This window comes from Xanthomonas albilineans (genome assembly GCF_002939705.1).
GTDB classification, from domain to species: Bacteria; Pseudomonadota; Gammaproteobacteria; order Xanthomonadales; family Xanthomonadaceae; genus Xanthomonas_A; species Xanthomonas_A albilineans.
Genome location: NZ_MDCB01000002.1, coordinates 300824 through 325351, shown reverse-complemented (window position 1 = coordinate 325351; position 24528 = coordinate 300824). Strand labels below are relative to the sequence as shown.

At 63.1% G+C, this 24528-nt stretch carries 24 protein-coding genes and 1 pseudogene; 16 read left to right on the top strand and 9 right to left on the bottom strand.

The features are described 5' to 3' along the window. Positions 1-14: 14 nt before the first annotated feature. From orn to mntR, 3 genes are all read right to left on the bottom strand, one after another. Positions 15-587, bottom strand: a complete 573-nt coding sequence (gene orn / locus XalbCFBP2523_RS02995; protein WP_045758056.1) for an oligoribonuclease — start codon at positions 585-587, stop codon at positions 15-17. 102 nt (positions 588-689) lie between these two features. Continuing rightward, entirely contained in the window at positions 690-1181 is a 492-nt protein-coding gene (gene tadA, locus XalbCFBP2523_RS02990) for a tRNA adenosine(34) deaminase TadA (RefSeq protein ID WP_045765807.1), read from the bottom strand. Further along, complete coding sequence (gene mntR / locus XalbCFBP2523_RS02985; protein WP_045758058.1) at positions 1178-1642, bottom strand: manganese-binding transcriptional regulator MntR; 465 nt, start codon at positions 1640-1642, stop codon at positions 1178-1180. The genes tadA and mntR overlap by 4 nt, the downstream gene beginning before the upstream one ends. A gap of 179 nt (positions 1643-1821) precedes the next feature. On the opposite strand from mntR, the gene XalbCFBP2523_RS02980 reads away from it, so the two are divergent. Both XalbCFBP2523_RS02980 and XalbCFBP2523_RS02975 read left to right on the top strand, forming a co-directional pair. Then, entirely contained in the window at positions 1822-3162 is a 1341-nt protein-coding gene (locus tag XalbCFBP2523_RS02980; RefSeq protein WP_407071004.1) for an Nramp family divalent metal transporter, read from the top strand. Between the two features lie 360 nt (positions 3163-3522). Continuing rightward, positions 3523-4230, top strand: coding sequence for a superoxide dismutase (locus XalbCFBP2523_RS02975; RefSeq protein WP_045765808.1), 708 nt, complete (start codon positions 3523-3525; stop codon positions 4228-4230). A gap of 156 nt (positions 4231-4386) precedes the next feature. On the opposite strand, the gene XalbCFBP2523_RS02970 is transcribed toward XalbCFBP2523_RS02975, so the two are convergent. From XalbCFBP2523_RS02970 to XalbCFBP2523_RS02950, 5 genes are all read right to left on the bottom strand, one after another. Continuing rightward, complete coding sequence (locus XalbCFBP2523_RS02970) at positions 4387-5061, bottom strand: DUF2058 domain-containing protein (protein ID WP_012916151.1); 675 nt, start codon at positions 5059-5061, stop codon at positions 4387-4389. Between the two features lie 28 nt (positions 5062-5089). Further along, positions 5090-5326, bottom strand: a complete 237-nt coding sequence (locus XalbCFBP2523_RS02965) for a SlyX family protein (RefSeq protein WP_045765809.1) — start codon at positions 5324-5326, stop codon at positions 5090-5092. Beyond that, positions 5316-6662 (bottom strand): UDP-glucose dehydrogenase family protein, encoded by a 1347-nt coding sequence (locus XalbCFBP2523_RS02960; protein ID WP_045765810.1) that lies wholly within the window; start codon positions 6660-6662, stop codon positions 5316-5318. Before XalbCFBP2523_RS02960 ends, XalbCFBP2523_RS02965 begins: the two co-directional genes overlap by 11 nt. A gap of 15 nt (positions 6663-6677) precedes the next feature. After that, positions 6678-7625 carry an FKBP-type peptidyl-prolyl cis-trans isomerase gene (locus XalbCFBP2523_RS02955; RefSeq protein ID WP_045765811.1) on the bottom strand — a complete coding sequence of 316 codons (948 nt, stop codon included), beginning with the start codon at positions 7623-7625 and terminating at the stop codon, positions 6678-6680. An 88-nt stretch (positions 7626-7713) separates the two neighbouring features. After that, positions 7714-8280 (bottom strand): glutathione peroxidase, encoded by a 567-nt coding sequence (locus XalbCFBP2523_RS02950; RefSeq protein WP_045765812.1) that lies wholly within the window; start codon positions 8278-8280, stop codon positions 7714-7716. 364 nt (positions 8281-8644) lie between these two features. On the opposite strand from XalbCFBP2523_RS02950, the gene XalbCFBP2523_RS02945 reads away from it, so the two are divergent. The 6 genes from XalbCFBP2523_RS02945 (at position 8645) to XalbCFBP2523_RS02920 (ending at position 12944) form a co-directional block, all read left to right on the top strand. Continuing rightward, positions 8645-9007 carry a GntR family transcriptional regulator gene (locus XalbCFBP2523_RS02945; protein WP_012916156.1) on the top strand — a complete coding sequence of 121 codons (363 nt, stop codon included), beginning with the start codon at positions 8645-8647 and terminating at the stop codon, positions 9005-9007. Further along, positions 9004-9885: an ABC transporter ATP-binding protein gene (locus XalbCFBP2523_RS02940; protein ID WP_045765814.1), complete on the top strand. Its 882-nt coding sequence runs from the start codon at positions 9004-9006 to the stop codon at positions 9883-9885. Before XalbCFBP2523_RS02945 ends, XalbCFBP2523_RS02940 begins: the two co-directional genes overlap by 4 nt. Beyond that, positions 9882-10862, top strand: coding sequence for a hypothetical protein (locus tag XalbCFBP2523_RS02935; protein WP_045760725.1), 981 nt, complete (start codon positions 9882-9884; stop codon positions 10860-10862). Before XalbCFBP2523_RS02940 ends, XalbCFBP2523_RS02935 begins: the two co-directional genes overlap by 4 nt. Positions 10863-10911: 49 nt before the next feature. Continuing rightward, positions 10912-11739, top strand: a complete 828-nt coding sequence (locus XalbCFBP2523_RS02930) for a DUF4097 family beta strand repeat-containing protein (protein ID WP_045764493.1) — start codon at positions 10912-10914, stop codon at positions 11737-11739. 27 nt (positions 11740-11766) lie between these two features. After that, positions 11767-12348, top strand: a complete 582-nt coding sequence (locus XalbCFBP2523_RS02925) for a DUF2884 family protein (RefSeq protein WP_249027708.1) — start codon at positions 11767-11769, stop codon at positions 12346-12348. Between the two features lie 152 nt (positions 12349-12500). After that, positions 12501-12944 carry a hypothetical protein gene (locus tag XalbCFBP2523_RS02920; protein WP_045765816.1) on the top strand — a complete coding sequence of 148 codons (444 nt, stop codon included), beginning with the start codon at positions 12501-12503 and terminating at the stop codon, positions 12942-12944. A gap of 44 nt (positions 12945-12988) precedes the next feature. Here the strand turns inward: XalbCFBP2523_RS02920 and XalbCFBP2523_RS02915 are convergent, their stop codons facing one another. Continuing rightward, complete coding sequence (locus XalbCFBP2523_RS02915; protein WP_045765817.1) at positions 12989-14410, bottom strand: class II fumarate hydratase; 1422 nt, start codon at positions 14408-14410, stop codon at positions 12989-12991. 124 nt (positions 14411-14534) lie between these two features. Between XalbCFBP2523_RS02915 and XalbCFBP2523_RS17000 the strand changes: the two are divergent. From XalbCFBP2523_RS17000 to lpdA, 8 genes and pseudogenes are all read left to right on the top strand, one after another. Then, positions 14535-14681, top strand: a pseudogene (locus tag XalbCFBP2523_RS17000) (HlyC/CorC family transporter); the annotation flags it as partial. A gap of 68 nt (positions 14682-14749) precedes the next feature. Further along, positions 14750-16117, top strand: a complete 1368-nt coding sequence (gene purB / locus XalbCFBP2523_RS02905) for an adenylosuccinate lyase (protein WP_045765818.1) — start codon at positions 14750-14752, stop codon at positions 16115-16117. 5 nt (positions 16118-16122) lie between these two features. Continuing rightward, positions 16123-16287, top strand: a complete 165-nt coding sequence (locus XalbCFBP2523_RS02900) for a DUF3060 domain-containing protein (RefSeq protein WP_080928104.1) — start codon at positions 16123-16125, stop codon at positions 16285-16287. Positions 16288-16448: 161 nt separating this feature from the next. Beyond that, entirely contained in the window at positions 16449-17657 is a 1209-nt protein-coding gene (locus XalbCFBP2523_RS02895; protein WP_045766726.1) for a ribosomal protein uL16 3-hydroxylase, read from the top strand. Between the two features lie 7 nt (positions 17658-17664). Further along, positions 17665-18552 (top strand): GNAT family N-acetyltransferase, encoded by an 888-nt coding sequence (locus XalbCFBP2523_RS02890; protein ID WP_045765819.1) that lies wholly within the window; start codon positions 17665-17667, stop codon positions 18550-18552. A 184-nt stretch (positions 18553-18736) separates the two neighbouring features. Beyond that, complete coding sequence (locus tag XalbCFBP2523_RS02885) at positions 18737-21562, top strand: 2-oxoglutarate dehydrogenase E1 component (protein WP_045765820.1); 2826 nt, start codon at positions 18737-18739, stop codon at positions 21560-21562. 46 nt (positions 21563-21608) lie between these two features. Next, on the top strand, positions 21609-22823 hold the full coding sequence (gene sucB / locus XalbCFBP2523_RS02880; protein ID WP_045765821.1) for a dihydrolipoyllysine-residue succinyltransferase: 1215 nt from the start codon (positions 21609-21611) through the stop codon (positions 22821-22823). Between the two features lie 125 nt (positions 22824-22948). Beyond that, positions 22949-24388, top strand: coding sequence for a dihydrolipoyl dehydrogenase (lpdA, locus tag XalbCFBP2523_RS02875; protein WP_045765822.1), 1440 nt, complete (start codon positions 22949-22951; stop codon positions 24386-24388). The last annotated feature ends 140 nt before the right edge of the window (positions 24389-24528 follow it).

The window sequence follows — 24528 nt, the reverse complement described above, 5'->3', positions numbered from 1 at the left end:
ATACGAAGCCTGCCTTAGCCGACGCCCTGCCCGCCCAACGCCCCCATGAACGGCCGGTAGTAGCGCAGTTCGGCGATGGAGTCGTGCACGTCGCTGAGCGCGGTATGCGAGGAGGTCTTGACAAGCCCGGTGGACACCGTCGGCGCCCAGCGCCGCGCCAGTTCCTTCAGTGTGGACACGTCCAGATTGCGATAGTGGAAGAAACGCTCCAGCCGTGGCATCTGCCGGTGCAGGAAGCGCCGATCCTGGCAGATCGAGTTGCCGCACATCGGCGAAGCGCCAGGCTTGCACCACTGTGTCAGGAACGCCATCGTCTGCGCCTCGGCTTGGGCCAGACCGACCTGACTGTCGAGCACGCGCTGCCACAGCCCGGATTGACGGTGCTGATTGCGGTTCCACTCGTCCATCGCTTCCAGCGTCTGCAACGGATGCGCGATGGCGAACTCCGGCCCTTCCGCCAACACGTTGAGTTGCGCATCCGTGACCACCGTGGCGATCTCGATGATCGAGTCGCGTTCGGTATCCAAACCGGTCATTTCCAGATCGATCCAGATCAGTCGATCATTCGCCGCTTGGTTTTCGGCCATATCACCATCCTATCGTTCGCAACGGAGCTGCCGGCGCGAGAGTGTGCGTATCGTTCTCTCATGATACCGCGTGACTTGCGACACTGGCAGGGGCGCGCAGACTCAATCGCCGACGAGCGGCTTGCCGCGTTTGGCGCGGAAGTAATTCGTCAGCCGCACGCTGGCCGCCGCCGCCAGCACGCCACCGCGGACCTGTACACGGTGGTTGTGGCGCGGATCGCCCAGCAGATCGAACACGCTGCCGCAGGCACCGGTCTTCGGGTCGGCAGCGGCGTAGACCAATTCCGCCACGCGTGCGTGCACAAGCGCCATCGCACACATGGCACACGGCTCCAGGGTCACATAGAGCGTGCTACCAGGCAAACGATGGTTGCCCAGCCGGCGGCCAGCCTGTCGCAACGCCACAATTTCCGCATGCGCGCTGGGATCGTGCTCGGCAATGTTGAGATTCCAGCCCTCGCCCAGCACCGCGTCCTCGGCCGACACCAACACCGCACCGACCGGAATCTCATCGAATTCGCGCTCTGCGCGCTCGGCAAGCGCCAGTGCGTGGCGCATCCAGCGTTCGTCGCGCGCCTGCTCGCCGTCGCTCATCGCAACATGCCGTGGCTGCGCACGAACTCGGCGAACACCGCCAACGTCGCCTCGCTGACGTGATGTTCGATACCTTCTGCATCGCGGCGCGCCGTATCCGCATCGATGCCCAGCGCCAGCAGAAACTGCTCCACCGTCTGATGCCGCTGCCGGCTGGCTGCGGCCAGCGCTTCGCCCTCGGCGGTCAGGAACACCCCCCGGTAGGGCCGTTGCACCACCCAGCCGCCCTTGACCAGGCGCTTGAGCATCTTGGCCACCGTCGGCTGGGCCACGCCCAGACGCGCGGCGATATCCACCTGCCGCGCTTCGCCACCATCGGCGAGCAGGTCGGAAATCAGTTCCACATAGTCCTCGATCAGCTCCAGGCGGTGCGCCTCGCGCACCTGGCGGAAGCTTTCGACCTGCACTTCGGCGTCGAGCAGCGCCGCCGCCGGCACCATCGACTTCCCGCTTTTCTGCATCGCAACGCCCTTGTCCGGTGCCAGCGCATGCCAGCCGCCTGTCTATTCTGGCCGAAATCGCAGTGATCGCAGTGATCGCAGTGATCGCAGTGATTTTAATTGTCAATGCTAAAGCATATAGCATTTGCTATATAATACCTCGCACTCCGCCGCCGCTGCCCGTTGCCATGGCCGACCCTCTGCCCCTACCCACCTCCGCCAGCACATTGCCCGCGACAAGCGGCGATGCGCGTCCCACGCTGGGCCACCTGCATGCCAGCGTCCCCGTGCCTGGGAGCGGACGCGGATGGCGGCGTTTCCTGGCCTTCTTGGGACCGGGCTACATGGTCTCCGTCGGCTACATGGACCCGGGCAACTGGGCGACCGACATCGCAGGCGGCTCGCACTTCGGCTACTTGCTGCTCTCGGTGATCCTGCTCTCCAACTTGATGGCGATCGTGCTGCAAGGATTGGCAGCGCGCCTCGGCATCGCCACCGGCCACGATCTAGCACAGGCCTGCCGCGCGCACTACTCCAGACCGGTGAATATCCTGTTGTGGCTGGCTTGCGAAGCGGCCATCGTCGCCTGCGACCTGGCCGAAGTGATCGGCACCGCGATCGCGCTGAAGCTGCTGTTCGGCATCCCGCTCACTGCCGGTGCGATCATCACCGCCATCGACGCGCTGCTGGTGCTGCATTTGATGCGCCGCGGCTTCCGCGCTCTGGAGGCCTTCGTGATCGCCTTGCTGGTGGTGATCTTCGTCTGCTTCATCGCGCAGATCGCACTGGCCGCGCCGCCACTACGCGAGGTGCTGGCCGGCTTCATCCCACACCCGCAAGTGGTCACCGACCCGGCCGCCCTGTATCTGGCCATCGGCATCATCGGCGCGACGGTGATGCCGCACAACCTATACCTGCACTCATCGATCGTGCAAACCCGCGCTTACGAGCGCAGCGACCAGGGCCGCCGTTCCGCTCTGCGCTGGGCGCTGACCGACAGCACCATCGCGCTGAGCCTAGCCTTGTTCGTCAACGCCGCGATCCTGATCCTGGCCGCCGCCGTGTTCCATGCGCATGGCCGCACCGACGTCGAAGAAATCGAACAAGCCCATCAACTGCTGGCGCCGATGCTCGGCGTCGGTCTGGCCTCAACACTGTTCGCAGTGGCGCTGCTGGCTTCGGGCATCAACTCCACCGTGACTGCCACGCTAGCCGGACAGATCGTCATGGAAGGCTTCCTGCACCTGCGCCTACCGGCTTGGGCACGGCGCCTGCTGACCCGTGGCCTGGCGATCGTCCCGGTGATCGTGGTCACCTGGCTGTATGGCGAACAGGGCACCGCCAAGCTGCTGGTACTGAGTCAGGTATTGCTGTCGATGCAACTGCCGTTCGCGGTCATTCCGCTGGTGCGCTTCGTCACCGACAAACGCAAAATGGGTTCGTTGGTGGTGCGGCGCTGGCTGGGCTGGTTGTCCTGGGCCATCGCCGGGCTGATTGTGGTGTTGAACGTGAAGCTGCTGGCGGATATCTGGTTGCATTGAGTGCTGCAAGGCCACAGCCCACTCCACTGACCTGGTCTCCACCAATCTGCCGACAACACGTCGATCCCTGGTCTGGTGACAATGAGGCGTCGACACGGTACGCGGCAGGTCGCCACAATCGTATCGATGTCACAACGCTACGCCGTGACCGTCCCGGCCGAACCGTATCCTGCGTGGTCGGGATCTTCGCTCTGTCGTACTCTGATACCCGCCGACGCAGTGTTCCCTACGGATTACCGATAGACTGAATCGTCTACCGACGCAGAACCTGCTCACGCACACTATTGCGGCGATACGCATGACAGCGCCAGACCGTGTGCACCACGGGAGCGCGCCCCCATCCGATGGAGAGATCAACCGATGAAACGCTTCACCCTGAAAACCCTATGCATGACCGCGCTGTTGGCAACGGCCAACCTTGCATCCGCCGCAGACACCGACAAAGCGCCGTTCTCGCTTCCACCATTGCCGTATGCGAACGCGGCCCTGGAGCCAGCCATCGATGCGCGGACGATGGAAATCCACCACGACCGCCATCACAAGGCTTACGTGGACAATCTCAATGAAAAGGTGAAAGACTATCCGGACCTGGCCACGACCTCGCTCGAAGATATCCAGGCGCACATCTCGCGTTACGACACGGCAGTGCGCAACAATGCCGGCGGTGACTACAACCACGGCCTGTTCTGGACAGTGATGGCGCCGGTCGGCAAAGGCGGCAGCCCCTCGCCCAAACTCAAGGCCAAGCTCGTACAGACATTCGGCTCCGAAGCGGCCTTCCAGGCTAAGTTCACCGAAGCGGCTAAGAAAGTATTCGGCTCTGGCTGGGTGTGGCTGATCCTCAAAGCGGATGGTTCGCTCGCCATCACTACCACGGCCAACCAGGACAATCCACTGATGGACGTGGTCGCCGAGCGCGGCACACCGCTGCTGGCGTTAGATGTATGGGAACACGCTTACTACCTGAAATACCAGAACAAGCGCGCCGATTACATCAGTTCCTGGTGGTCGGTGGTCAACTGGAATCAGGTCAATGCACGCTTCGATAAGGCCGTCGGCAAGCACTGATCGGCAATGTAATGACCACCAGTTGTTGCTCAGGTCATGCGGTTATCGCGGCATAGGCCGCATCCGGGGCCTGAGCAATCTCCACCTTGCAAGTGCAGCACGACAACTGAACTAAGCGTTCTGCGTCCGCGCATCGCATGCCAGGAAACGCCGAGGTCACCAGACCAGATCGTCGGGGATCTGATACTTCGGATCGGCATAAGGGTCTTCCTCGGCCGCTGCATTCGGGTCCACACGCAGTGCCACCGCCGCCGGGAAGATCGCCTCAGCCTGATCCAACAATGCCGCAGTCACCAACAGATAGCGGCCATTCTGCTGCAGCACGCCCAACTCACCGGCGTTGAGTGCCTTGAGCTGATCGGCAGTGACGTAGATGCGCTTGATCTTGCCGCCATATGGGAAATGCCGTGCGATATCGGCCTCGGCCTGGTTCAGGGCCTGCCCCTTGAGCAGCTCGTCCAGCTTGGCCCGGGCCTCGCGACGCAGTCGTGCTTCTTCCTGCTTAAGTCGCTCCGCCTCGATACGTTCGTCTTTCTCGCGCTGGGCGCGAATCGCATAGGCCTTGGCAAGATCGATGTCCTCGCGACGACGCGTCGGCTGGCCGGCCGCCTGCACCTTGCTGCCAGCATGAGGCCGCCCCTGCTTACCGCCGGGCTTGCCGGTGGCGGGCGCCGCGCCTGAAGCACGTTCGCCGCGCCCTCCCGTCGGTACCGGGCGCTGTCCCGGCCGCCCCCGTGACGACGGCGGTGCGCCAGACGAAGTCTGACGTTCGGGTTTCGGCGCGGGCTTGAAGCCCAGGCCCAGCAACTGGTCGCGTAGGGTATCGCTCATCGGGACGGGATCGGATCGATTCGGGGGATCAGTAATGCGGCGGTGGCGGTTCGTCGGAGGAATCGGCGTATAGCGTGCTGCGCACCTTGCCCAGATCCTCAAGCAGGTGACGCAACAACGCCGCGTTACGCTGGCTTTCGGCACGCGCATCGGCCAACGCATCGCTCAACTCGGATAACGCCTGTTCCTGGAAGGATAGGCGCGTCTCCAATTCGATCAGGCGGTTTTCCAACAGCCTATCCTGTGCAGAGACATCATGCTGCATGAATCGAACGTCCACGGCCAATACCGTAATAAGCCAAGCCGAAACTTTCCATTTCCTGCGGATCGTAGAGATTACGGCCATCGAACACCACTGCGTCGGCGATCAATTCCCTCATCCGTATGAAATCGGGACTGCGGAACTGCTTCCATTCGGTGACCACCACCAGCGCGTCGGCACCTTCCAAGGCCTGGAAAGCATCGCGGCAGAAGGTCAGATCGGCACGCTCGCCGAAGATACGCTTAGCCTCGTCGGTCGCCTCGGGATCGTAGGCGCGCACGCTGGCACCGGCGTCCCACAACTGCGCCAGCAATCGACGACTGGAGGCTGCGCGCATATCGTCGGTATTGGGCTTGAACGCCAGCCCCCACACCGCGAAGGTCTTGCCGGCCACGCCCTGCACGTCACCGTAATGGCGCTGGATCAAGGCATACAAGTGGCCCTTCTGGGCCTCGTTGACCGCTTCCACCGCGTCCAGCAGTTTCGCCGTGTGACCATGCTGCTGCGCGGTGCGCGCCAGCGCCTGCACGTCCTTGGGAAAACACGAGCCACCATAGCCGGCACCCGGATAGATGAAGTGCCAGCCGATGCGCGGATCCGAACCGATGCCCTGACGTACCCGCTCCACGTCGGCACCGACCCGCTCGGCGATGTTGGCGATCTCGTTCATGAAACTAATCTTGGTCGCCAGCATCGCATTGGCCGCGTACTTCGTCAGTTCGGCAGAGCGCACGTCCATCTCCACGATACGGTCGTGGTTGCGGTTGAACGGAGCGTATAGACGGCGCAAGCGCGTGGCCGAGGTCGGCTTGCTACTGCCGATCACGATGCGGTCCGGGCGCATGCAGTCGGCGACCGCGTCGCCTTCCTTGAGGAACTCTGGATTGGACACTACGTCGAACTCGACCGCCACGCCTCGCGCCTGCAATTCCGCAGCAATGGCCGCGCGCACCTTGTCGGCGGTGCCGACCGGAACCGTGGATTTATTGACCACGATGGTCGGCCCCTGGATGTGCTGGCCGATGGTACGCGCCACCGCCAGCACGTACTGCAGATCGGCACTCCCGTCCTCGTCCGGCGGCGTGCCCACGGCGATGAACACGATGTCCCCATGCGCGATGGCGCTTGCCGCATCGACGGTGAACGACAGTCTGCGTGCCGCGTGGTTGGCCTTGACCATCGGCGAGAGACCAGGCTCGTAGATCGGGACCACGCCCCTGTTGAGCCCATCCACCTTTGCTTGGTCGATGTCTACGCACATCACATGGTGGCCGACCTCGGCCAGACACGTTCCGGTGACGAGGCCGACATAGCCGGTGCCGAATATCGCAACACGCACGTGATGTCCTTTCGGTTACTTAAGGATGCCCAAGAGTTCAACGTCGAAAGTCAACGTCGCATCCGGACCGATCGGACCACCCGGCGTCCCTTTGGCACCGTAGCCGAGGTTGGAAGGAATCCAGAAGCGGTACTTTGAGCCGACCGGCATCAGCGCGACGCCCTCGCTCCAGCCCGGAACCACCTGGTTGAGCATGAACTCAGCCGGCTGACCATTCTTGTAGGAGCTATCGAAGACAGTGCCGTCAAGCAGCTTGCCTTCGTAGTTCACCCGTACTTTACTGGTCGGCATCGGCCGCTCGCCGCTGCCCTGACGCAGCACCATGTACTGCAGCCCCGAGGGCGTGGTGATCACGCCTTTCTGGGTCTTGTTGTGCGCCAGGAAGGTATTGCCCTTTTCCCGGTTCTCCGTGGCCATCGCGGCCTGCTTGGAGGCGCCGAATGCCTGCAGGGTGGCCGCTGCCTGCTCCTGGGTCATGACCGTCTCGCCCTTGGCAAACACGGTACGCACTGCACCCAGCAGCGTCGGCAGGTCGATGTCCTTCTGGATGCGCGCCAACGATGGGCCGACCGCACGGTCGCCCAGCATCAGCCCGACATTTTCCTTGGAGACCTGCGGCGGTTGACTGCCTGGTGCCACGCCCGGCGCTGGCTGACCGCTACGCGCAGCCAACTGGGTGCGCAGCGCCGTGTCGGTCGCCTTGGTCTGCTCGTCGGACAGTAACGGCTTGCCGCCCTTGAACGCATTCTCGATCGCACGCTGCAACGCATTCAGATCGATATCCTGGGCAATCGGCTCGAACGAACGCGCGACATCCATGCCGATCGCGTAACTGACCTTCTGTTTCTCACTGCTCAGTGCCGCCGCTTTATTGACCGCCGGCCCCTCCGCGAACGCATTGCCCACCATCACCACCATCCCCATCACCAGTGACGCCGCGGCGCCGCGTATTGCCATCTTCATTCGCTTACTTTCCTAGAAGTGAATTGCACGCGCCGGGATGGCGCAGGGGCCGCATTGTCGCACGCACGGCAGAGATGTTGCTTTGCATTCAATGTGAACCGGACTGCACTTTCAGTTCGCGTTCGATGGCGCTGCGCAATGCCGGATCGTCCGGCGTGACCTTGCTCGGGAACTGCGCCACCACGCGACCATCGCGGGCGATCAAATATTTATGGAAGTTCCAGCCAGGCGCCACGCCGGTGGCCTGGGTCAATTGCCGGTACAACGTAGTTGCCTCGTTGCCGACCACATGCACCTTCTCGAACATCGGGAACTTGACCCCATACGTCAGCGTGCAGAACTCCTGAATCTGCTTTTCCGATCCCGGCTCCTGCCCCATGAAGTCGTTGGACGGGAAACCCAGCACGCTGAAACCCTGCGCCGCATAGCGCTGCTGCAACTTCTCCAGGCCTTCGTACTGCGGGGTATAGCCGCATTTGCTCGCGGTATTGACCACCAACAACACCTTGCCGCCATAGGTTTTGTTCAGATTGATCGCGTCCTTGCCGGCCAGCGGGCGGTAATCCACATCCAGCAAAGAGGCCGCCCAGGCGCTGCCGACGGCACCGACAGCAGCCAGGATCGCTAGGAAAAACAAATGCTTGGGAGGTTTCATCGGACACCATGGAGTATGAAGACACCTGCGACCATACCGAAGGTTGGGATGCGGTGGGTTGACACGTTACGAAATAGTGATATAGTTAAGTACAACACCAATAAACAAGTACAGAAGCGATGCGCCACGAACGCCTCCGGCACCACGTCCCAGCCGCACTGATCGTCGGCGCCCTGCTCCTGACTGGCGGGATCGGCGCCCTGTACAGCCTGGGACGGATGCGAGCTGATGGCGGCAGCCCCCTTCGCACCGGCAAAGCCGACGATGCAACACCCGTCACCCCACCAACGACCAGACAGCTGCGCACCTCGCTGTCGATGCCTTACTTCTCCTTCGCACGCGTATTGCACCCACGGAGCTGAGCATGAGCGACATTCATTGGAGCGACGGCGCTCCCATCTACCGGCAACTGAAAGATAAGGTGATCGCAATGATGCTCGACGGCCTCATCAAACCCGGTGACGCGCTCCCCTCGGTGCGCCAGGTCGCCGCCGAGTACAAACTCAACCCGATCACTGTCTCGCGGGCCTACCAGGAATTGGCCGACGAAGGCCTGGTCGAAAAACGCCGCGGACTGGGCATGTTCATGACCGAGGAAGCGGCGCAGAAACTGCGCGGCAGCGAACGCGAACGCTTTCTCACTGAAGATTGGCCCTTGATACTGGAACGCATCCAGCGTCTTGGCCTTACGTTAGAAGACCTGTTGTCAAAGGAGAGAACACCATGACCGCCGCTGTCCCCGCCTCCGAATCCGTTGTCTTCGCGCAAGGATTGCGCAAGACCTACAATAACGAGCCAGCACTGGCCGAGACATCTTTCGTCATCCAGCCCGGGCGTATCGTTGGCCTGATCGGTCCCAACGGCGCGGGCAAGACCACCGCGTTGAAGGCAATGCTCGGCCTGACCGCAGTGGAAGGCGAACTGCGCGTGCTCGGCCTGGACCCGCGCAAGCAGCGCGACGCGTTGATGAACCAAGTGTGCTTCATCGCCGACGTCGCGGTACTGCCACGCTGGATGCGGGTGCGCGAGGCGATCGACTTCGTCGCTGGCGTGCATCCACGCTTCGACCGTGCCAAATGCGAGCGTTTCCTCGCCAACACCAAGCTCTCGCCCAAACTGCGCGTGCGCGAAATGTCCAAGGGCATGATCGTGCAATTGCACCTGGCGCTGGTGATGTCTATCGACGCGCGCTTGCTGGTGCTAGACGAACCGACCCTGGGGCTGGACGTTTTGTACCGCAAAGAGTTCTACCAGCGCCTGCTGGAGGACTACTTCGACGCGCAAAAGACCATCGTCATCACCACCCATCAGGTGGAAGAGGTCGAACACATCCTCACCGACGTGCTGTTCATCCGCGACGGTCGCATCGTGCTCAGCGCCGATATAGAAGACATTGCCACACGCTACACCGAACTGCTGGTACCTGCCGAACGCAGCGAGGAAGCGCGCGCACTGCGCCCCATCGACGAGCGCAGTCTGCCATTCGGCAAATCGGTCTTTCTCTACGACAGCGTGGCGCAGGCAGACCTCGCCACACTCGGCGAAACCCGCAACCCCGGCCTGGCCGATCTGTTCGTCGCCATCATGAAGGGCACCTACGCATGAATACTCCCGCCAAGACCATCACGTCCATGTCCACGTTCAAGTGGCTGCTCAAGCGCGAGTTTTGGGAACATCGCGGCGGTTTTCTATGGGCGCCGGTCATCACCGGCGGCATCGTGGCCGTACTGTACGCGCTGCTGACAATGATCGGCAGCGTGGCAGGCCATAGTGGCGACAGCAACGACATCCATTTGGGAGATACTCCGGAAAGGGCCCACGAAATCATCGGCACGATTGGCGACGGCACCATGCTGGCCGGCGTGCTGCTGGCCTGTATCGTAATGGCCTTCGTGGTGTTCTTCTACGCGCTGGGCGCACTGTACGACGATCGCCGCGACCGTAGCGTGCTGTTTTGGAAATCACTGCCGGTGTCGGATCTGAGTACGGTACTGTCCAAGGCCGCATGGGCACTGCTGCTGGCGCCGATCCTGGCGCTGGGAATCGGCCTGCTGGTCGGCATAGCGCTGTGGCTAGTCACCGCCTTGACCCTGTCGTTCAACGGCGTCCAACAAAGCGGCGCGGTCTTCACCCATTCGCATCCGCTGCACATCATCGCCGGCGTGCTGTCCAACCTGCCGATCTACGCGATGTGGTCGCTGCCGACAATCGGCTGGCTGATGTTCTGCTCGGCCTGGGCACGCTCCAAGCCGTTCCTGTGGGCAGTGCTGATCCCGATCCTCGGCTGCGTTACCACCAGCATGATGAACATCCTGCCGATGCTGCATTTGAACGACAACTTGATCTGGTACACGGTGCTCTACCGCGGCCTGCTGAGCGTGATGCCCGGTACCTGGCTGCCGGTGCTGAGCAAAAGCGCGCCACCGACACAGATCGACAGTGCGCAGGACCTGGCCAACACGATCCAGCTCAGCGGTGCCTGGCGCATCTTCCAGCAACCCGATATCTGGATCGGTGCAGCGATCGGCGTCGCCTTCATCGGTGCCGCGATCTACCTGCGTCGCTGGCGCGACGAAGCCTGACCTGTTGCTCTGCCCCGTTTCTCCTTTTTGATCAGCAAGGATTTCCACCATGCGCAAGACCTTCGTCCTGTGCGCGCTGCTTGTGCCTGCCGTGGCCATGGCCGACGAGTGTAAGTATTCCGAACCGCGCGAACTAAAACTAAAACTGGATGGCATCAAGTCGGTGCTATTGGACGTACAACAAAACACCATCAAACTGACCGGCAACGGCAACGGCAACGGCATCTCCGAATTGCGCGGCAGCGCCTGCGCCTCCGATGCGGACATGCTGAAGGAACTCACCGTACACCAGCGGCGCGATGGCGATACGCTGGTGGTGACCCTACGACAGGAAGGCACGATTCACGGCATCAACCAGGGCAACCACTATGCCTATCTGAACATGGCCGGTAACGTTCCTGCCAACCTGCAAGTGCAGTTGCGCCTGGGTTCTGGCAATGCCGACATCGGCAGCGTCGCATCACTCGAAGCCAGGGTCGGCTCCGGCGACCTGCATGCGTCCGCCATCAATGGCCCAGTCACCGTCACTGTGGGATCGGGAGAGGTGGAATTGCACGGCATCGGCAGCCTGACCATGCCAACGCTCGGCTCGGGCGACGGCACGGTCACCCAGGTCGGCGGCGACGTCAAGGTCGGCAACGTCGGCCCGGGCGACCTGAGCGTACACAACGTACATGGCAATGTGCAGATCGACAGCGTCGGCTCCGGCAACGTGCGGTTGAATGATGTCACCGGCAATGTCGCGCTCCATAGCATCGGCTCCGGCAACCTGGGCTTGGACAACATCGGCGGCAACCTGAGCGTGCAACGAACCGGCAGCGGCGACATCCACCAGCGCGGGGTGCGCGGCAACGTCCACTTGCCCAAACCACGTTAACCTGGCAGCCCCATACACCACTGCTCTATGCCATACGAAAACATTCCGATGCAGCATTGCTCCTCACTGCCCATGGCCGGCATTGTGCTGGCGTGCTTACTGACTCTGGCTGCCTGCCATCCTTCGACCACGGCCGACAATACCTACGCAAATCACCATGACGTGCATAGCACGACGGTCTTGAACGGCGACATCATCCTCAATGCCGCAGGCCAACCACCGGCCATCATCGGCCACGACGGCAGCTTGTCGATCGACGGCAAACACGTCGCGCTCAACGCCGAGCAGCGCGCGCTGCTGATGGCGTATCGAGGGCAACTCGAAACGCTCGGCAAACAGGGCATGGAGGTCGGCAAGCAAGGCGCGGCACTGGGAATCAAGGCCACTGGCGAGGCGCTATCCAGTGTCTTCACCGGCAATACTGGCCACATCGGCGAGAACATCGAAGCCCAGGCCGAACAGGTGAAACAGGCAGCCATGCACATCTGCGGTCAGATCGCGGCACTGCAAACGGTGCAGAACTTACTCGTACAAAAGCTGCCGACGCTCCGTCCCTACGCACATTTGCAACACAGCGAGATTCAGCACTGCAAGGATTCGGACAGGTAATCGGCAGCGTATTGACCATCAGCGCCAAGATGCCAGCCCCCGGTTTGCCTTGTTGGCAGCAAAGCAAAATCCTCTACACACCGCTGACGACTAACGTATCTCGCTTAACGCGCTCTAAAATAGCAGGAACTTTCCTGCGCCATCGCCGAACGATGAAGAAAAAAACACTGCTCGCCTGGCTTGCCCTGTTTTCGCTATGTCTGCTGCTGGCCGCCTGCGGCGGGCACGGTGGCGACGCGGCATCCGCGCGTGCCGAACGCAACAAGCCGCGCGTGGCGGTGGACAGCATGACCGTGATGCTGCGCCGTGCACCAGCCGCCAATGCCAGCATCGGCCCCGATGGCAGCTTGCGCATCGACGACATCCAACTGCCATTGCCCGAGGCACAACGCGTTCAGTTGCAACAGTTGTTCATGCAATTGCAGATGCAACGCCAGCACAGCCTGGAAACCGCACCGGCGGACCCGAACATGCGCTCGGTAGGCTTCCCGTCCACACCGGAAATCCACGCGTTGCAGAAGGCGCTATTGCACGATATCCCGCCACTGCAGGCGTATCGCGAGAGCTTCGACAACCTGCAGGCCGAGCGGCACTGAATCCGGCGACACCAACCAGCATCGCTCTCCAACGCACACGCGACTCAACCGCCCCCGCTCGCACCAGCATGAATCCCACCTTCGGTCAGTGCTGCGGGATCCAGCAAACGGCGCAGTGCATCCTTGCTCAGGCCGCTGTCCTCGGCAGCCACGTCCAGCACCGGACGGTTTTCCTTGTAGGCGCGCTTGGCAATTGCAGCCGCCTTCTCGTAACCGATGATCGGATTCAGTGCAGTGACCAGGATCGGATTGCGTTCCAGCGCCTCGCGCACCCGCTCCTCGCGCACGCGCAAGCCAGCGATGGCACTGTCGGCCAATCGCCGCGACACGTTGCTCAACAACTGGATCGATTCCAACAAATTCGCCGCGATCAGCGGCAAGGTCACGTTCAACTGGAAGTTGCCGGTCTGCCCGGCGACAGTAATCGCGGTATGGTGGCCGATGACCTGCGCGCACACCATCACCGTGGCCTCGGGAATCACCGGGTTGACCTTGCCGGGCATGATCGAACTACCCGGCTGTAGTGCCGGCAACTCGATCTCGCCGAGACCGGCCAGCGGCCCGGCATTCATCCAGCGCAGGTCATTGGCGATCTTGATGAGCGCCACCGCCAGCGCATTGAGTTGGCCGGACAACTCCACCGCATCGTCCTGCGCGGCCAATCCTTCGAACTTGTTGTCGGCGCTTTCGAACTTGCAGTCGGTCAGCGTCGACAGCGCCTTGGCGACCTTACCGCCGAAGCGCGGATCGGCATTGATGCCGGTGCCGATCGCGGTGCCGCCCAGCGGCAACCGACGCAGCCGCTTAAGGCTATCGCTCACCCGCTCCTGCGCCGAGGCCAATTGCGCCGACCAGGCGCCGAATTCCTGGCCGAATGTCAGCGGCATCGCATCCATCAGGTGCGTGCGCCCGGTCTTGACCACGCGCTCCAACTGCCTGGCGCGCTTGTCGATGACCTTGCGCAAGTACTTGAGCGCCGGCAGCAACTGCTCCTGCGCTGCCAGCAGCGCCGACACGCGAATCGCCGTGGGCACCACGTCGTTGGAACTCTGGCCGAGGTTGACGTGGTCATTGGGATGCACCGCCGATGTGGCCTTGGCGCCGGACTTTGCCGCACGCGAAGCCAGCGTGGCGATGACCTCGTTGGCGTTCATGTTCGACGAGGTACCCGAGCCGGTCTGGTAGATATCGACCGGGAACTGCGCATCGTGGCGGCCGTCGGCCACTTCCAGCGCAGCAGCCTGGATCGCCTTGGCCACGGCCTTGGGCAGCGATTCCAATTCTGCATTGACACCAGCTGCGGCAGCCTTGATCAATCCCAGCGCGCGAATGAAGCCGCGTGGCATCGGTCGGCCGGAAATCGGAAAATTCTGCACCGCACGCTGGGTCTGCGCCCCCCACAGCGCATCGATGGGCACTTGCAGTTCGCCCATGCTGTCGTGTTCGACGCGATACTTCTCGCTCATGCGCAATCTCCGGATTCGGTAATGAGATGTAACGAAATACGCGACTGGCGCCGGGGAACCTGATCCCCTGCTGGCACCCACACACGATACTCCTGGCGTCGCGTCGCCACAGCCTGCCTCTGCAAAGGCGCTGGACTGGGGCGAGATCGAACACGCCTCGCACCGCTACTCGCGCGAGGAACTGAAGCTGATTGTCGGCCGCCAGCAGGCTGGCGGCGGTGCCCCCGACCACGAACTGCCCCTGATGAGCCAGGCACTGGAGCTACCGGAAGCGGCAGGCCAAGTCCACTGACGCCGGACCGACGTAGAATGACGACCCCTCCCGCCGCCGCCCCAGCCATGTCCGATTCCGCCCTGCTCGCCTTGTCACCGCTCGATGGCCGCTATGCCGGCAAGGTCGATGCCCTGCGGCCGATTTTCTCCGAATACGGCCTGATCAAGGCACGGGTGAAGGTAGAAATCGAATGGCTACTGGCGTTGGGTGCCGAACCGGGCGTGGTCGAACTGCCCGCGTTCTCCCCGGCCGCCACGCAGCGCCTGCGCGCTCTGGCCGAGCGCTTCAGCGTCGAACACGCCACGCGGGTCAAGCAGATCGAGCGCACCACCAACCACGACGTCAAGGCGGTGGAATACTTCATCAAGGAGCAACTCAAAGACGACGCCGAACTCGGCCCGGCGCTGGAATTCGTCCACTTCGCCTGCACCAGCGAGGACATCAACAACCTCAGCTACGGGTTGATGCTCGAGCAAGCCCGACGCGACGTGTTACTGCCTGTCCTGGATGAGGTGATCGCCTCGCTGCGCGCACTGGCCCATGCCCAGGCCGCGCAGCCGATGCTCTCGCGCACCCACGGCCAAACTGCCTCGCCCACCACACTGGGCAAGGAAGTGGCCAATGTCGTCGCGCGCCTGGAACGCCAGCGCCGGCAGATCGCCGCGGTGGAACTGACCGGCAAGATCAACGGTGCGGTCGGCAACTACAACGCGCACATGGTCAGCTACCCGGATGTGAACTGGCCGGACTTCGCTCAACGCTTCGTCGAGAGCCTCGGCCTGGTGTTCAACCCCTATACCACGCAGATCGAGCCGCACGACAATGTCGCCGAACTAGGCGATGCCGCCCGCCGCGCCAACACCGTGCTGATCGACCTGGCCCGCGACATCTGGGGCTACATTTCGCTGGGCTATTTCAAGCAGAAACTGAAAGAAGGCGAAGTCGGCTCCTCGACCATGCCGCACAAGGTCAATCCGATCGATTTCGAAAACGCGGAAGGCAACTTTGGCATCGCCAACGCCTTGTTTGAGCATTTCTCGGGCAAGCTGCCGATCAGCCGCTGGCAGCGCGATCTGACCGACTCCACCGTGCTGCGCGCACTCGGCACCGCCTTCGGCCATACCCAGGTGGCCCTGGATTCGCTGACCAAGGGCCTGAGCAAGCTGACAGTGAATCCGCAACGCCTGCATGACGACCTCGATAGCGCCTGGGAAGTGCTGGCCGAAGCGGTGCAAACCGTCATGCGTCGCCACGGCCTACCCAACCCTTACGAACAATTGAAGGCCCTGACCCGTGGCCAGGGCATCACCGCCGACTCGATGCAAGCCTTCGTCCAGACCCTGGACCTGCCCGAGGACGCCAAGCAGCGCCTGCGCGCGCTGACGCCGGCCGCATACGTCGGCCTGGCCGAACGCCTGGCGCGCACGATCTGAGCAGGATGCACCGCATCGCCACGCTGGAGGTATCCGGCAACGAGAACCCATTGCATGCAACCGAGATCGGCAAAATCGTATTGCATGGCAACAGCAACGCCATCGTCGAACACAGCGGCACTGCCCAGATCGAAGATGACGGCAAGGACAAGCGCATTCCCGGCCAATGAGGTCACAGAGCCCATCAGACACAGAGGTTGCCGATGGCCTCGACCTATCCGCCCAACGACCTCTCTACACAACCGTTCGCACGCAACGCGGGGCACACGGCCTGGGCGACAATGGCGTCATCGTCGGCACCGTCGCCGGCTTGCCCCTGCCGAATGCCACCATGAAAAAAACCACCGCGCCCCCGATTGAACTCTCTGCCACCCGGCAGTACCCCCTGGGCATGTCCACCGCGAGCTTCCTGCGCGACTACTGGCAAAAGCGTCCGCTGCTGATCCGCAATGCCTTCCCCGACTTCGTCTCACCAATCGAGCCAGACGACCTAGCCGGGCTGGCTTGCGAGGAAGCCGCACTATCGCGCTTGGTGATACACGACCGCGCAACCGACCGCTGGAGCGTGCGCAACGGACCGTTCCAGGAACACGAGTTTCCCGGCATGCCCGATCACGACTGGACCCTACTGGTACAGGATGTGGATAAATGGGACCCGGATATCCGCGCCCTGCTCGGGCAGTTCCGTTTCCTGCCGCGCTGGCGCGTGGACGACGTGATGGTCAGCTTCGCCGCGCGCGGCGGTTCGGTCGGCGCCCATGTGGACCACTACGACGTCTTCCTGCTGCAGGCGCATGGCCGGCGCCGCTGGCAGATCGACGCCAGCGCCTCGATGGGGCGCCCACCGCCGCCCACCGAGTTCCGCGAAGACGTGGAACTGAAACTGTTACGCCAGTTTGCCCCGACCCACGACTGGGTGCTGGAACCGGGCGACATGCTGTACTTGCCGCCGATGGTGCCGCACCATGGCGTCGCCGAGGAGGCCTGCCTGACGTTCTCGGTAGGCATGCGCGCCCCGTCCTCGGCCGAACTGATCGCCGATTATCTGGACACCCTGATCGACGGTGCCGACGAGGCGCTGCGCTACCACGACGAGGACCTGCTGGCGCCAACCGATCCCCACGAGATCGACGCGGCGGCGATGGGTCGGGTGGTCGAGGCGTTGAACGCACTGCGGATGAACGATCCGGACCGCCTCGGCGCCTGGTTCGGTCGCTTCATCACCACCTACCGTGCCGGCGGCGAAATCCTGCCGCCGAGTAACCTGCCGCCGGTCGAAGAAACTGCCGCGGCGCTCGCGCAGGGCCTGGTCCTGCAGCGGCATCCGTGGGCCCGGCTGGCCTGGCGACGGGCCAGCCGCGGCGCCATGCTGTTCTGCAACGGGATGGAATTCGCGCTGCCGATCCAGGACGCCAAGCGCCTGGCGGCGGCCGAACACCTGGACGCGACCGATTACGCGGCGTTGTCGGCGACCGGTCGGCAGACGCTGCTGCAACTGATCCAGAGCGGTTTCTACCAGCCACTGGACAGCGAGGACTGATCCCCCGATGCCCACCTCTGCTTTCCGCCTGGATATCCTCGATCCCGCCCGGCAGGGCGCGGAACTATGCACGCTGCGTGCCCAAGCAGGATGCGCCGAGGACCCGTCGGATGCCGCAGCCGATGCGCTGGGCTACCACCTGATGGCACGCAGCGACGACGGCCAGCCGGTCGGCAGTGCGCGGCTCGGTGCCGATCGACGCATCGGTGCGATGGCCGTACTGCCGGCCTGGCGTGGCCGCGGCGTCGGTCGCGCGCTCCTACAGGCACTGCTGCTGGAAGCGCAACGCCGCCAATGGCCGCAACTAGACCTGCTGGCCCCGCCGACGGCGCTAGCCTTCTATGCGCGCCACGGCTTCCTGCCGCAGCCGTTGGCCGATCACGACCACGGCAGCGGCCAGCGGCTGCGCTGGCGGCTAGGCGTCAGCAAGGTGGAAGACGCCGCCGCCGCCGTCGCGGCTTGCATCGGAATCCTGGCGCAGGCCCGGCGGCACGTGCTGATCCACAGTCGCGCGCTGGATCCTGGCCTGCTGGACAGCCCCCAAGTACTGGCGCAACTGCGCCGTTTCGCCGTCGCGCCACATGCCAAGCAGGTGTGCGTGCTCCTGCACGATGCGGCCGCAATACAACGCGCCGGCGCGCCACTGGTCGCGATGGCGCAGCGACTCCCAAGCGTGTTCCAGTTCCGCGCGGTGACCGACCTAGTGGACCGCAACGACGCCACCGCCTACCTCGTCAACGAGGCGAGCGGCTATTACTTTCGTCCGCTCGGTCACCGCTACGAGGGGGAGGCCGACCTACTCGGCGATGGTCGCGCACGTCAGCTACGCAGCACGTTCGCCCCAGTCTGGGAGCGTGCACGGGTCTGCACCGAACTACGTGCGTTGGGCTGGTAAGACCCACGCAGCGCCCCCCGAAAGGGGCCACGCATGAACCGGCATTCGACCGAAGGCCAGCCAATGCACACCCTGGGTGGTTCATGAGAGTATAATTTTTACGTTTGATTACGCCCGCGTGCGCGGCCTCGTGTCCGCCGCTCCTAGCAAGCCTACCCATCAAAAACGAGCTGACCCCACCATCGTGGACAATCTACTCAAGCAGTTTGCGCAGTCATCGCAACTCGCCGCCGGCAATGCCGCCTATATCGAAGACCTGTACGAGCAGTACCTGGTCTCTCCCGACAGCATCGATCCCAAATGGAAAACCTACTTCGACGGCTTCCAAGGCCGCGATGCCGGTGACGTCCCCCATTCTGCGGTCATCGCCCACATCGCCAGCGCGGCACGCCAGGCCGGCAACAGCGGCACAGGCCCGAGCGGCGACGAGCGCGAGCGCCATGTTGGTCGCCTGATTACCGCCTACCGTTCGCGCGGCCACCTTGGCGCGCGCCTGGACCCACTGGGCCTGACCCCGCCAATCAATCCGCCAGATCTGAGCCTGCCGTTCCACAGCCTGTCTGAAAGCGACTTGGGCAGCGAGTTCAGCACCGGTGGCCTGGGCGGGCAGCCGCGGATGAAACTGCGCGATCTGCTGGTACGGCTGAAGGCGACCTACACGGGGTCGATCGGCAGCGAATTCATGCATATCTCCGAATTCGAACAGCGCCAGTGGATCTACCAACGCCTGGAGAACGTCGGTGGTCAGATCACCTCCGACGTCGCCAGCCGTCGCCGCATCCTGGAGCGGATCACCGCCGCCGAAGGCCTGGAGCGCTACCTGCACACCAAGTACGTCGGCCAGAAACGCTTCTCGCTGGAAGGCGGCGACGCGCTGATCCCGCTGATGGACGTGCTGGTGCAGCGCGGTGGCAGCGACGCGGTCAAAGACATCGTAATCGGCATGGCCCACCGTGGTCGCTTGAACGTGCTGGTCAATACCCTTGGCAAAAACCCACGCAAACTGTTCGACGAGTTCGAAGGCAAGTTCGAGCACGCCCACGACGACCGCGCCCACACCGGCGACGTGAAGTACCACATGGGGTTCTCCGCCGACGTGGCGGTGGCTAATGGTGCGTCGGTGCATCTGGCGCTGGCATTCAACCCCTCGCATCTGGAAATCGTCGACCCGGTGGTGGTCGGCAGCGTGCGTTCGCGTCAGGAGCGCTACGGCGATGCCGCGCGCAAGTCGGTGCTGCCGGTGATCATCCACGGTGATGCCGCGTTCGCCGGCCAGGGCGTGGTGATGGAGTTGTTCCAGATGTCCCAGGCACGCGGCTTCGCAGTCGGCGGCACCGTGCACATCGTGATCAACAACCAGATCGGCTTCACCACCAGCGCCCGCGACGATGCGCGTTCCACGCTTTACTGCACCGACGTGGCGAAGATGATCGGTGCGCCAGTGTTCCACGTGAATGGCGACGATCCGGACGCGGTCGCGTTCGTGGCCAATATCGCCTACGACTTCCGGCAAAAATTCAACAAGGACGTGGTCATCGACCTGGTTTGCTACCGCCGCTGGGGCCACAACGAGGCCGACGAACCGGCGGCGACCCAGCCGGTGATGTACCAGACCATCCGCAAGCACAAGACCACCCGCGAACTGTACGCCGCACAATTGGAAAGCGAAGGCGTACTCCAGCCCGGCGAAGGTCAGGCGCTGGTCGACGCGTACCGCAACAAGCTCGATTCGGGCGAGTACACCACCGAACTGGCGCCTCGCAAGCAGGACGAATTTGCCATCGATTGGTCCAAGTACCTGTCCGGCAAGCTCTCGGACAAGGTGAACACCACGGTCAAGCGCAAGACGCTGGACCAGTTGGCCAAGATCATCACCACCATCCCCGAAAGCGTGGAACTGCATCCGCGTGTGGCCAAGATCTACGAAGACCGGGTGAAGATGGCCGCTGGCGAACTGCCAGGCGATTGGGGCTTCGCCGAGAACCTGGCCTACGCCACACTGCTCAACGAGGGTCATAAACTGCGCCTGGTCGGCCAGGACGCCGGCCGCGGCACGTTCTTCCACCGTCACGCGATCCTGCACGACCAGAAGAACGACAGTTATTACCTGCCGCTGCGTCAGTTGGTGCAGAACCCGGAAGACGCCACCGTGATCGACTCGCTGCTCAGCGAGGAAGCGGTGATGGGCTTCGAGTACGGCTATTCGACCACCGACCCCAATACCCTGTGCATCTGGGAAGCACAGTTCGGCGACTTCGCCAACGGCGCGCAGGTGGTGATCGACCAGTTCATCGCCGCCGGCGAAGCCAAGTGGGGACGCATCGCCGGCCTGTCGCTGTTCCTGCCGCACGGGTACGAAGGCCAGGGTCCGGAGCATAGCTCCGCGCGCCTGGAGCGCTTCCTGCAACTGTGTGCCCTGGAAAACATGCTGGTCTGCGTGCCCACCACCCCGGCGCAGGCATTCCATATGATCCGTCGGCAGATGCGCATGTCCACGCGCAAGCCGCTGGTGGTGATGACGCCCAAGTCGCTGTTGCGCCACAAGCTGGCGGTATCGAGTCTGAAGGAACTGGCCGACGGCGAGTTCCAGCATTTGATCCCCGACTCCAAGGCCGAGCCGAAAAAGGTCAAGCGGGTCATCGCCTGCTCGGGCAAGGTGTATTACGACCTGCTCGAGGATCAACTCAAGCGCGGCCAGGAGGATGTCGCCATCCTGCGCGTGGAGCAGTTGTATCCGTTCCCGCGCGCACTGCTGGCCGCCGAGTTGAAGCGTTACGGCAATGCCACCGACCTGGTCTGGTGCCAGGAAGAACCCCAGAACCAAGGTGCCTGGTACCAGATCAAGCACCATCTGCAAGCCTGTCTGGCCGACGGGCAGAGCCTGCACTATGCCGGTCGACCGCGTTCGCCGTCTCCCGCGGCCGGCCATCTCGCCGAGCATCTGGAAGAGCAACTGAAGCTGGTCGCCGATGCGCTATTGAATCCGTTCAACGACCAAGTCGCTGAATAAAACTCCTTCCACACTTCCAAAAAGACACCACTAGGACCCTCCTGCAATGGCCACCGAAGTCAAAGTTCCGGTACTGCCCGAATCCGTATCCGATGCCACCATCGCCAGCTGGCACAAAAAAGCCGGCGACGCGGTCAAGCGCGACGAGAATCTGGTGGACCTGGAAACCGACAAGGTCGTGCTGGAAGTGCCCTCGCCCGTCGATGGCGTGTTGAAGGAAATCAAGTTCGAAACTGGCGCCAGCGTGACCAGTTCGCAGGTCTTGGCGATCATCGAGGAAGGCGCGAGCGCCGCTGCGGCCCCGGCCGCAGCCAAGGATGCCGCCGCACCGACGCCGAGTGCGCCCAAAGCCGCCGCCGCGGAAACACCCAAGGCAGCCAAGGTGGAAGCACCGAAAGCCTCCGGCGACGTGTCCAGCCTGCCGCCGGGTGCGCGCTTCAGCGCGATCACCGAGGGCGTGGATCCGGCACAGGTCGAAGGCACCGGCCGCCGTGGCGCAGTGACCAAGGAAGATATCCTCAATTACGCAAAGAACGGTGGTGCCGGCAAAGCATCCGGCGCGCGTCCGGAAGAGCGCGTGCCGATGACCCGCGTGCGTAAACGCATCGCCGAGCGCCTGATGCAGTCGAAGAACTCGACCGCGATGCTGACCACCTTCAACGAGGTCAACCTGGCCAAGGTTTCGGCCGCGCGCAAGGAACTGCAGGACGAGTTCCAGAAGGTCCACGGCATCAAGCTCGGCTTCATGAGCTTCTTCGTCAAGGCCGCAGCCAACGCGCTGCAGCGCTTCCCGCTGGTCAACGCCTCGATCGATGGCGAGGACATCATCTATCACGGTTACAGCGACATCTCCATTGCCGTGTCCACCGACAAGGGGCTGGTGACACCGGTGCTGCGCAATGTCGAGCGCCTGTCCTTTGCCGACATCGAACAGGGCATCGCCGATTACGCCAAGAAAGCGCGCGACGGCAAGCTGAGCCTGGAAGAACTACAGGGCGGCACCTTCACCGTGACCAACGGCGGCACCTTCGGCTCGCTGCTGTCGACCCCGATCATCAATCCGCCACAGAGCGCGATCCTGGGCATGCACGCGATCAAGGAGCGTCCGATCGCCGAGAACGGTCAGGTCGTGATCGCGCCAATGATGTATCTGGCACTGTCCTACGACCACCGCATCATCGACGGCAAGGATTCGGTGCAGTTCCTGGTAGACATCAAGAATCAGCTGGAAAACCCTGGCCGGATGCTGTTCGGCCTATAAGGTCCAGTCGCCGGGACGCGGGACTCGGCTAGCCAAACACACAAAGAGAGGCAACACGTCGGCAGTGCGCCGGCGTGTTGCCGCCTCCGACTCCCGACTCGCGTACAACACAGGACTCGCGCAACATGTCTGAACAACATTTCGACGTCGTCGTCATCGGTGCCGGTCCTGCCGGTTATCACGCGGCCATCCGCGCCGCCCAGTTGGGCTTGAAGACCGCCTGCATCGACGCGGCGCTGGGCAAGGACGGCAAGCCGGCCCTCGGCGGCACCTGCTTGCGGGTGGGCTGCATCCCGTCCAAGGCGCTTCTGGATTCCTCGCGCCAGTTCTGGAACATGGGCCACCTGTTCGGCGAACACGGCATCAGCTTCAAGGACGCCAAGATCGACGTCGAAGCGATGGTCGGCCGCAAGGACAAGATCGTCAAACAGTTCACCGGCGGCATCGCCATGTTGTTCAAGGCGAACAAGGTCACCGCGTTCTACGGCTTCGCGCAGTTACAGGCGGGCAACATCGTCAAGGTCAAGCAACATGACGGCCAAGAGATCGCGCTCAAGGGCAGCAACGTGATCCTGGCCGCCGGTTCGGATTCGATCGAACTGCCGTTCGCCAAGTTCGATGGCGACAGCATCGTCGACAATGTCGGCGCGCTGGACTTCACCGAAGTTCCCAAGCGTCTGGCGGTGATCGGCGCCGGCGTGATTGGCCTGGAACTTGGCAGCGTGTGGAAGCGGCTAGGCGCCGAGGTCACCATCCTGGAAGCGATGCCGGCGTTCCTGGCCGCCGTCGATGCCGAAGTGGCCAAAACCGCGGCCAAGGAATTCAAGAAGCAGGGCCTGGACATCAAACTCGGCGCCAAGGTCTCCAAGACCGAGATCGTCGGCAAGGGCAAAAAAAGGGAAGTGCTGGTCACCTACACCGATGCCGCAGGAGAACAGAGCCTGACCGTGGACAAGCTGCTGGTGGCCGTCGGCCGCCGCGCGGCCACCCACAACCTGGTGGCAGAAGGAACTGGCGTCAAGCTCAACGCGCGCGGTCAGATCGAAGTGGATGCGCACTGCCATACCGGCGTGGACGGCGTGTGGGCAATCGGCGACTGCGTGCGCGGGCCGATGCTGGCACATAAGGGCTTCGAGGAAGGCATCGCGGTCGCCGAACTGATCGCCGGCCTACCCGGCCACGTCAACTTCGATACGATCCCCTGGGTGATCTACACCGAGCCGGAAATCGCCTGGGTCGGCAAGAACGAGCAAGAGTTGCAGGCCGAGGGCGTTCCCTACAAGGCTGGCAGTTTCCCGTTCGCGGCGATCGGCCGCGCGGTGGCGATGGGAGAGCCGGCGGGTTTCGTCAAGGTCATCGCCCATGCCGAGACGGACCGTGTCCTGGGCATGCATCTGGTCGGCGTCGGCGTCTCCGAACTGGTCCACGAAGGCGTGCTGACCATGGAATTCAACGGCTCGGCGGACGATCTGGCACGCATCTGCCATGCCCACCCCACCCTATCCGAAGCAATCCACGACGCGGCGATGGCGGTGAGCAAGCGGGCGATCCACAAGGCCAATTAAGGCCAGGCTCCGCAAAACCAGGACGCGTGCAAAGCCCGCACCCGCGACGCAGACGCCGGGCAATACCCGGCGTTTTGCGTTGCGGGAGTAGAACAGGTTACACACGCGAGCATTCCAGTTCGCCTCCCTGACAGCCTTCT

Coding starts and splice junctions, on each gene's coding strand:
- XalbCFBP2523_RS02945 (WP_012916156.1), top strand. CDS start 8,645: ATGAGCGACATTCATTGGAGCGACGGCGCTCCCATCTACCGGCAACTG.
- XalbCFBP2523_RS02925 (WP_249027708.1), top strand. CDS start 11,767: ATGCCATACGAAAACATTCCGATGCAGCATTGCTCCTCACTGCCCATG.
- XalbCFBP2523_RS02895 (WP_045766726.1), top strand. CDS start 16,449: ATGAAAAAAACCACCGCGCCCCCGATTGAACTCTCTGCCACCCGGCAG.
- XalbCFBP2523_RS02965 (WP_045765809.1), bottom strand. CDS start 5,326: ATGCAGCATGATGTCTCTGCACAGGATAGGCTGTTGGAAAACCGCCTG.
- XalbCFBP2523_RS02900 (WP_080928104.1), top strand. CDS start 16,123: ATGCACCGCATCGCCACGCTGGAGGTATCCGGCAACGAGAACCCATTG.
- XalbCFBP2523_RS02955 (WP_045765811.1), bottom strand. CDS start 7,625: ATGAAGATGGCAATACGCGGCGCCGCGGCGTCACTGGTGATGGGGATG.
- XalbCFBP2523_RS02920 (WP_045765816.1), top strand. CDS start 12,501: ATGAAGAAAAAAACACTGCTCGCCTGGCTTGCCCTGTTTTCGCTATGT.
- XalbCFBP2523_RS02890 (WP_045765819.1), top strand. CDS start 17,665: ATGCCCACCTCTGCTTTCCGCCTGGATATCCTCGATCCCGCCCGGCAG.
- lpdA (WP_045765822.1), top strand. CDS start 22,949: ATGTCTGAACAACATTTCGACGTCGTCGTCATCGGTGCCGGTCCTGCC.
- XalbCFBP2523_RS02915 (WP_045765817.1), bottom strand. CDS start 14,410: ATGAGCGAGAAGTATCGCGTCGAACACGACAGCATGGGCGAACTGCAA.
- XalbCFBP2523_RS02970 (WP_012916151.1), bottom strand. CDS start 5,061: ATGAGCGATACCCTACGCGACCAGTTGCTGGGCCTGGGCTTCAAGCCC.
- XalbCFBP2523_RS02930 (WP_045764493.1), top strand. CDS start 10,912: ATGCGCAAGACCTTCGTCCTGTGCGCGCTGCTTGTGCCTGCCGTGGCC.
- purB (WP_045765818.1), top strand. CDS start 14,750: ATGTCCGATTCCGCCCTGCTCGCCTTGTCACCGCTCGATGGCCGCTAT.
- orn (WP_045758056.1), bottom strand. CDS start 587: ATGGCCGAAAACCAAGCGGCGAATGATCGACTGATCTGGATCGATCTG.
- mntR (WP_045758058.1), bottom strand. CDS start 1,642: ATGCAGAAAAGCGGGAAGTCGATGGTGCCGGCGGCGGCGCTGCTCGAC.
- XalbCFBP2523_RS02975 (WP_045765808.1), top strand. CDS start 3,523: ATGAAACGCTTCACCCTGAAAACCCTATGCATGACCGCGCTGTTGGCA.
- XalbCFBP2523_RS02940 (WP_045765814.1), top strand. CDS start 9,004: ATGACCGCCGCTGTCCCCGCCTCCGAATCCGTTGTCTTCGCGCAAGGA.
- XalbCFBP2523_RS02950 (WP_045765812.1), bottom strand. CDS start 8,280: ATGAAACCTCCCAAGCATTTGTTTTTCCTAGCGATCCTGGCTGCTGTC.
- sucB (WP_045765821.1), top strand. CDS start 21,609: ATGGCCACCGAAGTCAAAGTTCCGGTACTGCCCGAATCCGTATCCGAT.
- XalbCFBP2523_RS02935 (WP_045760725.1), top strand. CDS start 9,882: ATGAATACTCCCGCCAAGACCATCACGTCCATGTCCACGTTCAAGTGG.
- tadA (WP_045765807.1), bottom strand. CDS start 1,181: ATGAGCGACGGCGAGCAGGCGCGCGACGAACGCTGGATGCGCCACGCA.